The organism is Devosia albogilva (assembly GCF_042685625.1).
GTDB classification, from domain to species: Bacteria; Pseudomonadota; Alphaproteobacteria; order Rhizobiales; family Devosiaceae; genus Devosia; species Devosia albogilva.
The window spans coordinates 2,302,430-2,316,572 of sequence record NZ_JBHUNP010000001.1; the positions used below are offsets into that span (position 1 = coordinate 2,302,430).

The window sequence follows — 14,143 nt, forward strand, 5'->3', positions numbered from 1 at the left end:
CCGAATCGCGGCAGCCTTGCCTTACTCGACTTCCTTGAGTTCGAGAAAGTCCGACGCGTTCATCCGGATCCTGGGATCGATGGCGCCGATGTCGTTCACGTCCTTGCCGTCATAGTCGAGCCGCTCGAGCACCGTCTGGATCACCGCCAGCCGGGCGCGGCGCTTGTCGTTGGCGCGGATCACCGTCCAGGGTGCATGAAGGGTGTCGGTGCGGCGCAGCATCTCGTTGCGGGCGTCGGAATATTGGTGCCACTTGCCCAGCGCCTCGATGTCCATCGGCGACAGCTTCCAGGTCTTGAGCGGATCGTGCCGGCGATCGTGGAAGCGCTTGAGCTGCATCTCCCGCCCGATCGACAGCCAGAACTTGAACAGGTGGATGCCGTCCTTGACGATGCGCTTCTCGAATTCCGGCGCTTCCTCGAGAAACAGCGCCACTTCCTCTGGCGTGGCAAAGCCCATCACCCGCTCGACCCCGGCCCGATTGTACCAGGAGCGATCGAACAGAGCCGCCTCGCCGGCGGCGGGTAGCCAGTCGACATAGCGCTGGAAATACCATTGCGTGCGCTCGCGGTCGTTCGGCTTCGGCAGGGCGACCACGGTGTTGTAGCGCGGGTTCAGGTTCTGGACATACGCCTTGATGGCCCCACCCTTGCCGGCCGCATCGCGCCCCTCGAACAGGATGACGATGCGATCACCGTGTTTGGCCATATGCGCCTGCAGACGCACCAGGTGCACCTGCAGCCTGTGCATGTGCTCTTCATACTCGTGCTTGCCCAGCTTATCCTTGTAGGGGTAGTCGCCGGAGGTGAGGGCCTGGTCCTTGATCGCCTTCGGCAAATGCGGATCGTCGATGTCGAACTGGTCGAGAAGTCCGGTCACGGTGGTGCTGTCGCTCCCTTGTCATAAGGGCCATGATATAGACCCGCCCCCAAGTGCCGAGGGAGCCCATTCTGGCTGATCTGTCGAAGCAGGACCTGTCCACTACAAAGCCGCGGCCCCTGCCGTGGTTGCGGGTCGCTGCGGACCGTTTTCTCGCCCAGGCCCCACTCGTAGCGGCGGTCGGTGTCGTATTCACGGTGTTGGTCGTGCTCGGACACCTGCCGCTCGGCTGGGCGGCATTGTCCTTCGCGGCCCTCTTGATCTGGGCCGCCGTGATCCCGTCCGGTGTGGTCGCGGTGCTGCCGGCCGAGCAGAAGGTGGCGCCCGCCGGCAGTGACGCCGACGCCATCGCCGCCTTCGCCGACGCGCTGGCCGAACCCTGCTTCGTGCTCGACCGGCGTGCGGTGGTGATTCATGCCAATGGCGCTGCGGCGCGACGCTTCTCCTCCGTGGCGCCAGGGCGAATAATCACGCTGGCGCTGCGAAATCCCGACTTCATCCGCTCGGTCGACCTGGTTCTGCGTCACGGCACGCCGCGCACGGTGGAACTGCACGAGACCATTCCGTCCGAGACCTGGGAGAACGTCCTTGTCGCCCCGCTCCGCCGGCACGGAGTCGAGTGGCTGGAGGACAACAACCGGCAGATGATCGTCACCTTCCACAGCCTCACCGAACTCAAGCGCGTCGATGCGCTGCGCACCGACTTCATCGCCAATGCCAGCCACGAGTTGAGAACGCCGCTGGCCTCGCTCATGGGCTTCATCGACACCCTGCTCGGTCCCGCGGCCCGCGACGCTGAGGCGCGGGCGAAGTTCCTCGGCATTATGCGGGGGCAGGCCGAGCGCATGAGCAAGCTGATCGACGACCTGCTGAGCCTGTCCCGCATCGAGATGCACCAGCATCTCAGGCCTACCGACAGCGTCGATCTCGCGGGCTTGCTGCGCGAGGTGCGCGATGGGCTGCAGATCCAGGCGCGTGCGGCCGAGCTCGAGGTGGTGCTGTCGCTGCCCGAAGGGCCGGTAGCAGTGACGGCGGATCGCGGCCAGCTCTATGAGGTGTTCGAGAACCTGCTCGACAACGCCATTAAATACGGCGCCGGCGGCAAGACGGTGGAGGTCAGCCTCGGCGCGTCGGACCGGCCGGGCTTCCAGCACCGGGTGACGGTGGTGGATCACGGACCGGGGGTGGAGCCGGAGCACGTGCCGCGGCTGACCGAGCGCTTCTACCGCATCGATGCCGAGGCCTCGCGCAAGAAGAAGGGCACCGGTCTCGGCCTCGCCATCGTCAAGCACATCGTCCACCGCCACCGCGGCGAGATCGCCATCAAGAGCAAGCCCGGCGAGGGCATGCGGGTGGATGTGTATTTGGCGTGAGGGCTCAGGCGGGGCCGAACACCCGGTCTGTGAGGGCCTCCAAAACCCCCTCCCATCCCTCCCCGCAAGGGGGAGGGTGACTTCCGTGGTGTGACGCGATCGTGCCACAAGAGTGGAGCTCACCTCCCCCCTTGCGGGGGAGGTTGGGAGGGGGGTGTCCCTCCACGCCCTCGACCTGCGCGCATGGGACCCGAATCCTCCACCCGCCGCGGCGGATGCACAAGCGTAACCAGCACCACCGAGATCAGCATCAACAGGTACCACGAGACCAGCTTGCTGAGGCTGACCAGGGTCCAGCCGTTTTCCTGGCTCGGATAGAGCCAGGCGCCGCCCCAGGTGGCGATGTTCTCGGCGATCCAGATGAACAGGGCGACGAGGAAGAAGGCGAGCAGCATCGGCATCGAGTGGCGGAAGCGGAAGACGCGGTAATGCATGAAGCTCGGGCCGTAGAGTACCGCGACTGCGGCGAGCAGCACCCAGCGGAAGTCGAAAATATAGTGGTGAGTGAAGAAGTTGAGGTAGATCGCCGCTGCCAGCAGGGCCGTCAGCCACACCGGCGGGTAGCGGGTGAAGGTGATGTCGAAGATGCGCTGGATGCGCGCCATGTAGGAGCCGACGCAGGCATACATGAAGCCCGAGAACAGCGGCACCCCACCGAGGCGGAACAGCGCCTCCTCGGGATAGATCCACGAGCCGACGGCGGTCTTGAACAGCTCCATGCCGGTGCCGACCAGGTGGAAGATCAGGATCACCCGTGCTTCGCCCAGAGTTTCGAGCCGGAACAGCAGCATGCCGGCCTGGATGGCGAGCGCGGCGAGGAACCAGAAGTCGTAGCGGTGGAGGCCAACCTCCAGCCACCACAGGCGCGTGAGGAGAATCATCGCCAGCATCAGCCCGCCGAAGAGGCATGCCCAGGCCTGCTTCAGGCCGAAGACGACGAACTCGACGAGCCCGTCGGCGAGCCGCCCGCGCGGCAGGCGCTGCAGCACACGGTGGGCTGCGGCATCGATCCGCGCCTCGACACTGGTGAATCGCGCCATCCGTTCGGCTTGCCCCTGTTGCCCTTGCTCGGATATGCGGCGGCGAACTTTTCCGAATTGTGGCAGTTTCGACTCTCGACAACATCAGGACCAAACATTCCCCATGGCCAGACGCCGTCCCACTTCGCTGCGCACCTCGGTCGAGGACGTCGCCGCCTCCAAGCGCGCACCTTCGACGCCGCAGACCGAATCCGCCGCTTTCCGCCTGGCATTTGCCGATGACGAGTTCCTCACCTCCGAGGATCTGCGTGGCGTTCGCTTCCAGCTCGAATATCTCAAGCCCGAGTTCCGCCTGCGCGAGCGCGGCATCAATTCGACCGTCGTGCTGTTCGGCGGCGCCCGCATTCCGGCGCCGGGCCAGCCGGCCTGGGCCGCCAAGAACGAGACGCAGAAGCGCAATCTCGAGGCGGCCTCCCCCTATTACGAAGAGGCCCGCCGCTTCGCGCAGCTCGCCTCCATGACCTCGAAGTCGCTCGACTATGCCGATTATGTGGTGGTGACGGGTGGCGGCCCGGGGGTGATGGAGGCCGGCAATCGCGGCGCGGCCGATGTCGGGGCGCCGTCGATCGGCCTCAACATCGTCCTGCCGCACGAACAGGCGCCCAACCTCTATGTGACGCCGGAGCTGAGCTTCAACTTCCACTATTTCGCGACGCGCAAGATCCACTTCCTGATGCGCGCCAGGGCGGTCGCCGTGTTCCCCGGTGGCTTCGGCACGCTCGACGAGTTCTTCGAGACCCTGACGCTGATCCAGACCGGCCGCATGGCGCGGGTACCGCTGCTGCTGTTCGGTGGCGAGTTCTGGCGCAAGGTCATCAATTTCGAGGCGCTGGCCGAAGCTGGTACCATCGCGCCCAACGATCCGGACCTGTTCACCGTGGTCGATACGGCCGACGAGGGCTGGGACGTGGTGCGCCAGTTCTACAACCTGCCCGCCATCGACGAGGTGCTGCGCGGCGACTGAGCCGCAGAGCTGCCTTCCGTTTCTGCCTGTTGTGCCGCCGCGGCCGCAGTGTCAGTGACGGCGAAAGGTGTCGATGATCCAAACGGAGTTCTTGCACGTGCAGCAATACGATCTCGTCGTCATCGGCAGCGGACCGGCCGGACGCCGCGCCGCCATCCAGGGGGCAAAGCTCGGCAAGTCGGTGCTGGTGGTGGAAAACCGCATGCGGCTCGGTGGCGTTTCCGTCCACACCGGCACCATCCCGTCCAAGACCCTGCGCGAGACGGTGCTGAACCTTTCCGGCTGGCGCGAGCGCGGCTTTTATGGACTCGCCTACCGGGTCAAGAAGGACATCGAGGGCAAGGACCTCGGCGCCCGGCTGCGCAAGACGCTCGACTACGAGATCGAGGTGCTGGAGCACCAGTTCGCCCGCAATGGCGTGCGCACCTTCGGCGGCAAGGCCAAGTTCATCGACACCAACCGTATCTGCGTCACCGATCACGAGGGTGAGGAGCACGTCTTCGGCTTCCAGTTCGCGGTGATCGCCGTCGGCACCATGCCGTACCGCCCGCCCAACATCGTCTTCGACGACCACACCATCGTCGACAGCGACAGCCTTGTCACCGACCTTCGGGTACCCCGCAGCCTGACGGTGGTCGGCGCCGGCGTGATCGGCATCGAATACGCCACCATCTTTTCGGCGCTGGACGTGCCCGTGACGGTGGTGGAGCCGCGCGACGCGATCCTCGACTTCATCGACCGCGAGATCATCGAGGAATTCACTCACGACCTGCGCCAGCGCGGCATGACGCTGCGGCTCGGGGCGAAGGTGGAATCGGTGGAGAAGGACGAACAGGGCTGGGCCATCGCCCACCTCGCCGATGGGCGACACATCCGCTCCGACATGGTGCTCTATGCTGCCGGTCGCGTCGGGGCTACCGCCGACCTCGGCCTCGATGGCTGCGGCGTCGTTCCGGACGAGCGCGGGCGGCTGAAGGTCGATCCGGTAACCTTCCAGACCCAGTGCCGCAACATCTATGCGGCCGGCGACGTCATCGGCTTTCCCGCGCTCGCCTCGACCTCGATGGAGCAGGGGCGGATTGCGGCCCTCCATGCGTTCGGTGCCGCCATGCCGCCGGCGCCGCAGTTCTTCCCCTATGGCATCTATGCCGTGCCCGAGATCTCCACGGTCGGACTGTCGGAGCAGGAGGTGCGGGCGCAGGGCACGCCGTACGAGTGCGGCGTCGCCCGCTTCCGCGAGACCTCGCGCGGCCACATCATGGGGCTGCAGTCGGGGATGATGAAGATGATCTTCTCGCTCGACGACCGGAAGCTGCTCGGCGTCAGCATCGTCGGCGAGGGTGCGACCGAACTGATCCATATCGGCCAGGCGGTGCTCAATCTCGGCGGCACGCTCGACTATTTCGTCGAGAATACCTTCAACTATCCGACGCTCGCCGAGGCCTACAAGATCGCCGCGCTCGACGCCTGGAACCGCATGCCGCGCACCACGCAGATGGCGCCGGTCGAATGATCGACGGCTACACCTCATTGCCTATGCGAGCCGGCTGGATCAAGCGGGCGAGCGAGCCTAGACTGACCTCGCCTTCCCGGTAAGAAAGTCATGACCGAACGTTTCGATGCCATCGTGATTGGCGCAGGCCAATCCGGCCCTTTCCTGGCCGCGCGCCTCGTCAAGGAAGGCCGGCGGGTCGCGCTGATCGAGCGCGAGCACCTGGGGGGCACCTGCGTCAACGATGGCTGCACGCCCACCAAGACGCTGGTAGCGAGCGCCCGTGCCGCCTGGATGGCCCGTCGAGCGGGCGAATATGGGGTACAGGTCAGTACGCCCGTCACCGTCGACATGCGGGCGGTGAAAGCCCGCAAGGACCGGATCGTCGGCGCCTCGGTACAGAGTCTCACCGATTGGCTCGGCGGTCTCGAGGGGCTGGAGGTGATCCGCGGCGAGGGCAGGTTCGTCGGCCCCAAGGAGATCGCGGTCGGACGCCGCCGGCTCACGGCTCCCGAGATCTTCATCAACACCGGCGCGCGGCCGATGGTGCCGGACTGGCCGGGCATCAAGAGCATCACCTATCTCACCAACAAGCAGATGGTGGAACTCGATACGCTGCCAAGCCACCTGATCATTGTCGGCGCCAGCTATGTCGGGCTCGAGTTCGCGCAGATGTATGCCCGCTTCGGCTCCAAGGTCTCGGTGGTCGATCGGGGTTCGCGACCCGCCTCCAAGGAGGACGCGGACGTTTCCGCCGCCATCCGCTCCATCCTCGAGGCGGAGGGGGTGACGTTCCTGTTCGACACCGAGGTCGAGGCGCTGCACCGCGCCGGCACCGGGGTGTTCGTATCGCTCAAGTCGGGCGAGCGGCGGTCCTCGATAGAGGGCACGCATCTGCTGGTGGCGCTTGGCCGGATTCCCAACACCGAGGCGCTCAATCTCGCCGCCACTGGCATCGAGACCGACGAACGCGGCTTCATCCCGGTCGATGACCATCTGCGCACCAGTGTCGAGGGCATCTGGGCCATGGGCGACGTCAACGGCCGCGGCGCTTTCACCCATACCTCCTACTACGAGCACGAGATCGTGGTGAACAACCTGCTGGAGCGCGGCAAGCGCTCATTGGCGGGCCGCATCCCGACCCACGCGCTCTATGTCGATCCGCCTCTGGGCCGCATCGGCATGAGCGAGGCTGAGGTACGCGCCTCGGGCCGCAATGCGCTGATCGCGACCATGCCGATGAGCCGCGTGGCCCGGGCGCGGGAGCGGGGCGAGACGCAGGGCCTGATGAAGGTGCTGGTCGATGCCAAGGACAAGACCATTCTCGGCGCGGCCATTCTCGGCATCAATGGCGACGAGGTGGTGCAGTCGCTGCTGCAACTGATGGCCTCGGGCATCCCCTACACGAAGATGGTGGAGACCATGCACATCCACCCCACAGTGACGGAGCTGCTGCCGACGCTGCTGGGGGAGTTGAAACCGCTGAAGTAGGTCTCGCCGTCGCCTCCCCTCAGGGGAGAGGGGACGCAGGAGCCTTGAGCTTGTTTTCTGAGCTTGTCGAACCAAGAGGCCGCGGGCACCGCTGCAACGGTGCCACTGACCTTTCCTATAAATCCCCGAAGGCCACCACGGTGGCCCGCCCGCGCGCCTTGGCGGCGTAGCAGGCGGCGTCGGCTTCGCCCATGACGCCCAGGGGGGACGCGGCCTCGCGGCTGATCTCGGCGATGCCAATGCTGGCGCCGATCCGGTAGGTGCGCCCGGCCCAGAGGAACTCCAGGGCACCCACGGCGCGGACGATCTTTTCCGCCACGGCGCGCGCGTTGCCCACGGGGCAGTCGGTGAGCAGCACGGCGAATTCGTCGCCGCCGATGCGGGCGGCCATGTCGTGGTTGCGGCAGCAGCCGCGGATGGTCTTGGCGACCTGCTGCAGCAGCGCATCGCCCGCGGCATGGCCGGCGCTGTCGTTGACCGGCTTGAAGCGGTCGAGATCGATATAGAGCAGGCTGTGCCGCCGCTGACTGTCGCGGGCCGACGCGGTGGCGGTGGACATGGCCTCCTCGAAGGCCGCCCGGTTCGGCAGGCTGGTCAGTGGATCGTGCGAGGCCGAGTGCGCCAGTTGCCGCTGCATTGCCCGGCTCTGGGTTACGTCCTGAAACACCAGCACGGCACCGAGCACCGCCCGGTCGGCCATGCGCACCGGAGCGGCGGTGCAGCGAATGTCCCGCTGCGTGCCCGTTCGGCTGACCAGCACCATGTCGTCTTCACGATGGACGGTGTCTTCGATCTCGAGACAGCGTGCCACCGGACACTCGCAGCGCCTGCCGGTCGTGGCGTCGCGCAGGGCGAAGACCTCATGGGCCGGCCGGCCGATGGCCTCGGCCGAGGTGAAACCGGTGAGTTGCTCGGCAGCCGGGTTCATGAAGGTGATGCGGCCCTGGCTGTCGGCGGAGATCATGCCGTCGGCAATGGATTCCAGCGTCAGCCGCAGCCGTTCCTTTTCGGCCGCCAGCTCCTGCTCGATCACCTTGATGCGGGTAATGTCGGTATCGGTGCCGAGCGTGCGCACGGGGTTGCCGTGTTCGTCCCATTCCACCGGCTTGCCGCGCGACAGGATCCAGACATAGCTGCCGTCCGGCCGGCGCTCGCGATACTCCAGCGCGTCGAAATCGCTGTCGCCGCGGTCCTGCCGGTCGATATTGGCGAGCACATGGCCCAGGTCATCGGGATGGATGCGGCTCAGCCAGGCTTTCTGGTGGTCCTCCGGCACCGGCTCGTCCGGTGAGAGGCCGCGCATGATCCGCCACATGCGCGAATAGAACATGGTGTCGGTGCGGATATCATGGTCCCACACCCCCTGGCGGGCGCTCTCGAGCGCGAAGTTCCACCGGCTTTCCGAATAGGTCAGCGCCTCCTCTGCCTTTTTCTGCCGCTCGATGCTGGAGGCTTGCAGCACCAGATATTCCGGCGCCCCGTCCGCCTTGGCGGTGAGCGCCGAGGCAACGAGGCTGACCCAGAGCGAACTGCCATCCGCATGGCGCAGACGGTGTTCACCGCGATAGTCGCGCAACTCGTCGCGCAGCATCCGTTCGAGGTGCAGCCTTCCGGCGGAAGCGTCGTCGTGGTGGATGAGCTCGGAAAGAGCGGGCAGGGGTGCGCCCGCGGTGTAGCCGAGCAGGTCGGCAAAGGCGCGGTTGGCATAGACCAGCCGGCCTTCCAGATCATAAAGCGCGGTGCCGATTGCCGCCGTTTCGACGATGCGAGCCAGAAGCGCATTGTGCCCTTCCAAACGGAAAGGCCCGGGCACTACGGTCGGAGCATTGTTCGACGGCGCGGACATGGCGCTAACCTTGCGCCATGCAACGTTAATAACAGCCTTAGGTCAGGCGGCTTCGCGCAGCAGAAAGTCGCGTTCGGCCCGGAGGCCCGCCCATTCCCCCGGAACGTCGCTGTCGAAGATCAGCGTGTAGGGACCGCGATAGCCTGCCTCTTCCGCCACCGTCACGCAGGCGGCGTAGTCCACCTCGTCGAGGTCGCCATCGATGAAGCTCGCCTTGGCGTGGCAAAGCTCGGCGCGCGGGAAGATGGAGCCCAGTTGCTCGTATTTGTCTGGGCCCCGCCAATTGCCGAAGTCGGCGAGGAGGCCGATCCGCCCCTCCAGCCGGTCCAGGAGGTAGTGGACCTGCTCGGGGCCGGCGAGGAGCTTGTTCCAGTTCTCCGTCACCAGCCGCACCGGGGAGCCGGCATTGCCGTCGGCCAGCCGTCGCAAGGCCGCTGCCGAGCGGTCGAGGGTCTCAGGGTTTGGCGCCTGCATGCCGGCCACGATGCGCGCATGCTCGGCGCCGAGTTCGTTGGCGATTTCGATCCAGCGGGCGATCCAGCGTTCGTCGCGGGCACCGTGCTCGGGATGGGTGACGTCGCCGGCGTCGATCAGGAGCGTCTGCAGCCGCACATTGGCGATCTTGAGCTGGTCCCTGAGTTCGCCGAGATACACCGGATCGATGCTGCGCAGGTGAAACGAGACGATCTCCAGCCGGTGGTAGCCGTGATTGGCGAGCACCGACGGCAGCCCCAGCAGCGATTCTTCGCCCTCGCCATAGGTCTGATGCTCCGGGCCGACCTCGAAGCGGGTGAGGTCGTGGGGATAGGTGGTCCCGAGCAGCCGGTGCAGCGACCAGGTGGATACGGCGATGCGATCGGCGGTGATGGCGGCCATGACGAGTCTCCCTTGTGGGGCGAAGACTTCCACGCCCCTGCCGGGCTTTCAACCCACCCGATAGATGCGCTCGGCATTGCGGCGGAACAGCCGCGCCTGCTCGTCCGCCCTGGCGCTGCCGACGATCTCGCGCGTCGCTTGCACCCACCTCGTCAGCGACCCGTTGCGCGTCAGCACCGGATGGTCCGATCCCCACACCACCCGGTCCCAGCCGAACACGTGGATCAGGTGCTCGACATAGGGGCGAAGGTCATGGGGCTGCCAGCCGGGCCGCGCATTGGTGGCAATGCCGGAGATTTTCACCGCCACATTCGGGCGCTCGGCCAGTGCAGCGGTGTCGGCGCGCCAGGGCTCGAGTCCGTCTTTGGCAATGTCGGGATTGCCGCAATGGTCGAGGATGAACTGCACGTCCGGCGCCGCGTCCACCAGCCGTAGCCCGATGGGCCGCAACTGGTCGGCACGGAGGCAAAGGTCGAAGCTGAGATCGTAGTCCGTGAGGCGCCGCAGGTTCTCGGCAAAGATCGGCTGTTCGCTGAGCTCGTCCGGCACCTCGTGCAGGATGCGGCGTACGCCTTTCACGCGCGGCTCAGCGCTCAGGCGCTCCATGTGCGCCACGAAACCGGCGCGCTCCGGGCGGCACGCCGCAATGGCGCCGGCGATCCGCGGCAGCTCCAGCACGAAGGCGGTTTCCGCCTCCATATCCGCCTCGGCGGCATCGACTTCCATGTGGAGCGCCGACTCGATGCCGAGCCCGACGGCCTCCGCGAAATAGCTCTCATGGCTCCATTCGCGGTTGAGCGGGTGGCCGGGCCCGATCCAGGGATAGCTGAAGCGGTCGGGATAGATCAGGTGGAGATGGGTATCGAGAATGCGCATCATGCCTCCTGGTGGCGATTGGACACCTCTTGCCCGGCTTCCTTCAAGAGGGTGAGGCACTGCTCGAGGTCCGGTGCATCGCGCCGGTCGAGCCGCTCGGTATAGGGGCAGGTCAGCACCGCCAGCACCGAGCCCATGGCGCCGAGGATCGGCACCGACAGGTTGAACACGCTCGAAACCTGCGCGCTCGGCATCACCTCCGAGCCGTCGGCGCGCACCCGGTCGAGCCGCGCCTCGAGCCCTTCCGGCATCACCTGCTCGCGGCCGGGGTCCTGCTCGGCGAGCATCAACTGACGCTCTTCGGGCGTCGCATAGGCAAGAAACACGTGGCCGGAGCCGGTGTTGACCAGCCCGATGCGCGAGCCGACGCGAATGGAGACGTTCCAGTAGCCGGGCCCGTCGACCTGCGCCACCACGACGAGGATGCCGCGGTCGCGGATCACGAGGTGCACCGCCTGCTGCGCCCTGAGGGCGAAGCTGCGCAGCACCGGGTTGGCCTGGCTGATGAGGCGGTGGAGCGGCGGGCGCCGGTGCGCCAGTTCGAACAGCTTGAGGGTCAGCTCGTAACGGTCGCCGTCGGTGCGGCGGACATAGTCGCGGCGCACCAGCCGGTCGAGCATACGATAGATTTCGGCCGGCGAGCGGCTCAGCGCCTTGGCGATCTCCGCCTGAGTGAGTCCGCCATCGGTGCCCGCCAGGAGCTCGACGATGTCGAGACCCTTGTCCAGCGCCGGTGCGCGATAGCGCTCTGCGATCTCAGCGTCCAAGCCTGCCCTCCGATCCTGCCGGCATACTGACATGTTAGCGATTGCCAGCATAGTTCATTTGTGAATAGACTGTTCGTATATGCGCGGCAACGATCCGCGTGAGGGAGGACATCGAGAACCATGCGGCTTGCGGGCAAGCGTATCTTCATCTCGGCAGCGGGGCAGGGCATGGGCCGCGCCAGCGCCATCGCCTGCGTGCGCGAAGGCGCCCAGGTGGTCGCCACGGACATCAATGCCGAGCTGCTGGCAACGCTGCCCGATGAGGCGCCGGGCATCGAAACCGCAGTGCTCGACGTGCGCAGCACCGAGGCGGTGAACGCCTTCGCCGCCAGCCAGGCGCCGTTCGACGGCATCTTCAACTGCGCCGGGTTCGTCCACAATGGCGACATCCTCGCCACGAGCGAAGACGACTGGGACTTCAGCTTCGACCTCAACGTCAAGTCGATGTACCGGGTGACCAAGGCCCTGCTTCCCGGCCTGCTGGAACGCGCGCCGCACAATGGCGGCAGCGTCATCCTCAACATGGCCTCGATGGCCGGCTCCATCAAAGGCTTCCCCAACCGGCTGCTCTATGGCTCGACAAAAGCGGCGGTGATCGGCTTCACCAAGGCCATGGCCGCCGACTATGTGAAGCGCGGCATCCGCTGCAATTGCGTGTGTCCGGGTACGGTCGACACGCCCTCGCTGCGCGCCCGCATCGCCAACTCGCCCGATCCGGTGCAGGCCGAGAAGGACTTCATTGCCCGCCAGCCCTTGGGCCGGCTTGCCACCGTCGACGACATTGCGCCGCTGGTGGTGATGCTCCTCTCCGACGAGTCCCGCTTCATCACCGGCCAACCGGTGCTGGTCGATGGGGGCGTCACCATATGACCACGCCGCTGGTGGAAATGCTCGATATCGACAAGAGCTTCCCCGGCGTCCGGGCGCTGAGTCGCGCCTGCTTCGAACTGCTTCCCGGCGAGGTCCATGCCCTGATGGGCGAGAACGGCGCCGGCAAGTCGACGCTGATGAAGATCCTGTCCGGGGTCTATACGCGCGACGGCGGCACGGTGAAGCTCGACGGCAAGCCGGTCGAGATCACCTCCCCGCGCCAGGCGCTCGATGCCGGCATTTCCATCATCCATCAGGAACTGGCGCTGATGCGCGACCTCACGGTGGCGCAGAACATCTTCATCGGCCGCGAGCCGCGCCGCTTCGGTATTCTCGACGAGGCGGCCCTGAACCGCGATGCCCGCGCCATCTTTGCGCAGATGAACCTCAAGCTCGAACCCACAGTGCGGGTTGAGACGCTGACCATCGCCAAGCAGCAGATGGTCGAGATCGCCAAGGCGCTGTCGTACCGCTCGCGCGTGCTGATCATGGACGAGCCGACCGCGGCACTGAACGATGCCGAGATCGCCGAGCTCTTCGCCATCATCAACCAGCTCAAGAGCGAGGGCGTCGGCATCGTCTACATCTCGCACAAGATGGACGAGATCAAACGCATCTCCGACCGGGTGACGGTGATGCGCGACGGCGAATATGTCGGCACCGTCCCGGCCGCCGATACACCGATCGACACCATCATCTCGATGATGGTGGGGCGCACGCTCAGCAACGAAACCGCCGCCATTACCGACACCAGCCGCAACCCGGTGGCGCTGGAAGTGCGCAATCTCCGGCGCGGGCGCGATATCCGCGATGTCAGCTTCGAACTGCGCCGCGGTGAAATCCTCGGCTTTGCCGGGCTGATGGGGGCCGGGCGCACCGAAGTCGCCCGCGCAATTTTCGGCGCCGACCGCCGCGAGGGCGGCGAGATCTGGGTGGGCGGCAAGCGCGTCGGCATCTCCTCGCCGCAGGACGCAGTGGCGGCGGGCATCGGCTACCTGTCGGAAGACCGCAAGCTGTTCGGGCTCGCCACCGGCCTCGACGTGCGCAACAACATCGCGCTGGCGAGCCTCGCACGCTTCACCCGCGCGGCTGGCGTGCTCGACGATGCCGGCATGCACCAGGCGGCGGAGAAGTACATCCGCCAGCTCAGCATCAAGACCCCGAGCGACACCCAGGAAGCGCGGCTGCTCTCGGGCGGCAACCAGCAGAAGGTCGTCATTGCCAAGTGGCTCCTGCGCGACTGCGACATCCTGATCTTCGACGAGCCGACCCGCGGCATCGATGTCGGCGCCAAGTCGGAGATCTACCGCCTGCTCAACCAGCTTGCCGCTGACGGCAAGGCGATCATCGTCATTTCCTCCGAACTGCCGGAAATCCTGCGCCTCAGCCACCGCATCGCGGTGATGTGCGAGGGGCGGCTGACCGGCATCCTGCCCGGCGGCGCCTCGCAGGAAGAGATCATGCGGCTCGCAACCCTGCGCGAGCCGGCCATGGAGGTGCGGCATGCTGGATAGTGCCGTGTGCGTCGCCCACCCCACCCTCATTCCCTCCCCATCGAGGGGAGGGAGGCGCAGGGCCGATCGCTCAGTGTTCATCGTCTCCCTCCCCCTTGTGGGGAGGGATCAAGGGTGGGGGTTCCTGAGCGCCCACCTACGCAACGACACCTCAC

12 protein-coding genes are annotated in these 14,143 nt (G+C 66.3%); 6 read left to right on the forward strand and 6 right to left on the reverse strand.

The features are described 5' to 3' along the window. Nucleotides 1–21: 21 nt before the first annotated feature. The gene (ppk2, locus tag ACFSX5_RS11640) at nt 22–879 is read right to left on the reverse strand and encodes a polyphosphate kinase 2 (RefSeq protein WP_386833626.1); all 858 of its coding nucleotides are present in this window, start codon (nt 877–879) and stop codon (nt 22–24) included. A 53-nt stretch (nt 880–932) separates the two neighbouring features. On the opposite strand from ppk2, the gene ACFSX5_RS11645 reads away from it, so the two are divergent. After that, nucleotides 933–2,252 carry a sensor histidine kinase gene (locus ACFSX5_RS11645; protein WP_386833627.1) on the forward strand — a complete coding sequence of 440 codons (1,320 nt, stop codon included), beginning with the start codon at nt 933–935 and terminating at the stop codon, nt 2,250–2,252. A gap of 119 nt (nt 2,253–2,371) precedes the next feature. Here ACFSX5_RS11645 and ACFSX5_RS11650 read toward each other — a convergent pair whose 3' ends face one another. Then, nucleotides 2,372–3,292, reverse strand: coding sequence for a DUF817 domain-containing protein (locus tag ACFSX5_RS11650; RefSeq protein ID WP_386833628.1), 921 nt, complete (start codon nt 3,290–3,292; stop codon nt 2,372–2,374). Nucleotides 3,293–3,395: 103 nt separating this feature from the next. Between ACFSX5_RS11650 and ACFSX5_RS11655 the strand changes: the two genes are divergently transcribed. From ACFSX5_RS11655 to ACFSX5_RS11665, 3 genes are all read left to right on the forward strand, one after another. After that, nucleotides 3,396–4,256, forward strand: coding sequence for an LOG family protein (locus ACFSX5_RS11655; RefSeq protein ID WP_386833629.1), 861 nt, complete (start codon nt 3,396–3,398; stop codon nt 4,254–4,256). A 97-nt stretch (nt 4,257–4,353) separates the two neighbouring features. Then, entirely contained in the window at nt 4,354–5,769 is a 1,416-nt protein-coding gene (sthA, locus tag ACFSX5_RS11660; RefSeq protein ID WP_386835630.1) for a Si-specific NAD(P)(+) transhydrogenase, read from the forward strand. Between the two features lie 90 nt (nt 5,770–5,859). Next, nucleotides 5,860–7,239, forward strand: a complete 1,380-nt coding sequence (locus tag ACFSX5_RS11665; RefSeq protein WP_386833630.1) for an FAD-containing oxidoreductase — start codon at nt 5,860–5,862, stop codon at nt 7,237–7,239. 115 nt (nt 7,240–7,354) lie between these two features. On the opposite strand, the gene ACFSX5_RS11670 is transcribed toward ACFSX5_RS11665, so the two are convergent. Genes ACFSX5_RS11670 through ACFSX5_RS11685 form a run of 4 tightly spaced genes read right to left on the reverse strand, consistent with a single transcriptional unit; the run spans nt 7,355 to nt 11,604 of the window. Next, entirely contained in the window at nt 7,355–9,085 is a 1,731-nt protein-coding gene (locus ACFSX5_RS11670; protein WP_386833631.1) for a PAS domain S-box protein, read from the reverse strand. Nucleotides 9,086–9,127: 42 nt separating this feature from the next. Beyond that, nucleotides 9,128–9,961, reverse strand: coding sequence for a sugar phosphate isomerase/epimerase family protein (locus ACFSX5_RS11675; protein ID WP_386833632.1), 834 nt, complete (start codon nt 9,959–9,961; stop codon nt 9,128–9,130). Between the two features lie 48 nt (nt 9,962–10,009). Continuing rightward, nucleotides 10,010–10,837, reverse strand: coding sequence for an amidohydrolase family protein (locus tag ACFSX5_RS11680; protein ID WP_386833633.1), 828 nt, complete (start codon nt 10,835–10,837; stop codon nt 10,010–10,012). Continuing rightward, entirely contained in the window at nt 10,837–11,604 is a 768-nt protein-coding gene (locus tag ACFSX5_RS11685; protein WP_386833634.1) for an IclR family transcriptional regulator, read from the reverse strand. The genes ACFSX5_RS11680 and ACFSX5_RS11685 overlap by 1 nt, the downstream gene beginning before the upstream one ends. A gap of 120 nt (nt 11,605–11,724) precedes the next feature. Here ACFSX5_RS11685 and ACFSX5_RS11690 point away from each other — a divergent pair, with 120 nt between their 5' ends. Then, nucleotides 11,725–12,474 (forward strand): SDR family oxidoreductase, encoded by a 750-nt coding sequence (locus ACFSX5_RS11690; RefSeq protein ID WP_386833635.1) that lies wholly within the window; start codon nt 11,725–11,727, stop codon nt 12,472–12,474. Then, nucleotides 12,471–13,988: a sugar ABC transporter ATP-binding protein gene (locus ACFSX5_RS11695; protein WP_386833636.1), complete on the forward strand. Its 1,518-nt coding sequence runs from the start codon at nt 12,471–12,473 to the stop codon at nt 13,986–13,988. The genes ACFSX5_RS11690 and ACFSX5_RS11695 overlap by 4 nt, the downstream gene beginning before the upstream one ends. Nucleotides 13,989–14,143: the final 155 nt, after the last annotated feature.

Coding starts and splice junctions, on each gene's coding strand:
- ACFSX5_RS11650 (WP_386833628.1), bottom strand. CDS start 3,292: ATGGCGCGATTCACCAGTGTCGAGGCGCGGATCGATGCCGCAGCCCAC.
- ACFSX5_RS11655 (WP_386833629.1), top strand. CDS start 3,396: ATGGCCAGACGCCGTCCCACTTCGCTGCGCACCTCGGTCGAGGACGTC.
- ACFSX5_RS11665 (WP_386833630.1), top strand. CDS start 5,860: ATGACCGAACGTTTCGATGCCATCGTGATTGGCGCAGGCCAATCCGGC.
- ACFSX5_RS11670 (WP_386833631.1), bottom strand. CDS start 9,085: ATGTCCGCGCCGTCGAACAATGCTCCGACCGTAGTGCCCGGGCCTTTC.
- ACFSX5_RS11675 (WP_386833632.1), bottom strand. CDS start 9,961: ATGGCCGCCATCACCGCCGATCGCATCGCCGTATCCACCTGGTCGCTG.
- ACFSX5_RS11680 (WP_386833633.1), bottom strand. CDS start 10,837: ATGCGCATTCTCGATACCCATCTCCACCTGATCTATCCCGACCGCTTC.
- ACFSX5_RS11690 (WP_386833635.1), top strand. CDS start 11,725: ATGCGGCTTGCGGGCAAGCGTATCTTCATCTCGGCAGCGGGGCAGGGC.
- ACFSX5_RS11695 (WP_386833636.1), top strand. CDS start 12,471: ATGACCACGCCGCTGGTGGAAATGCTCGATATCGACAAGAGCTTCCCC.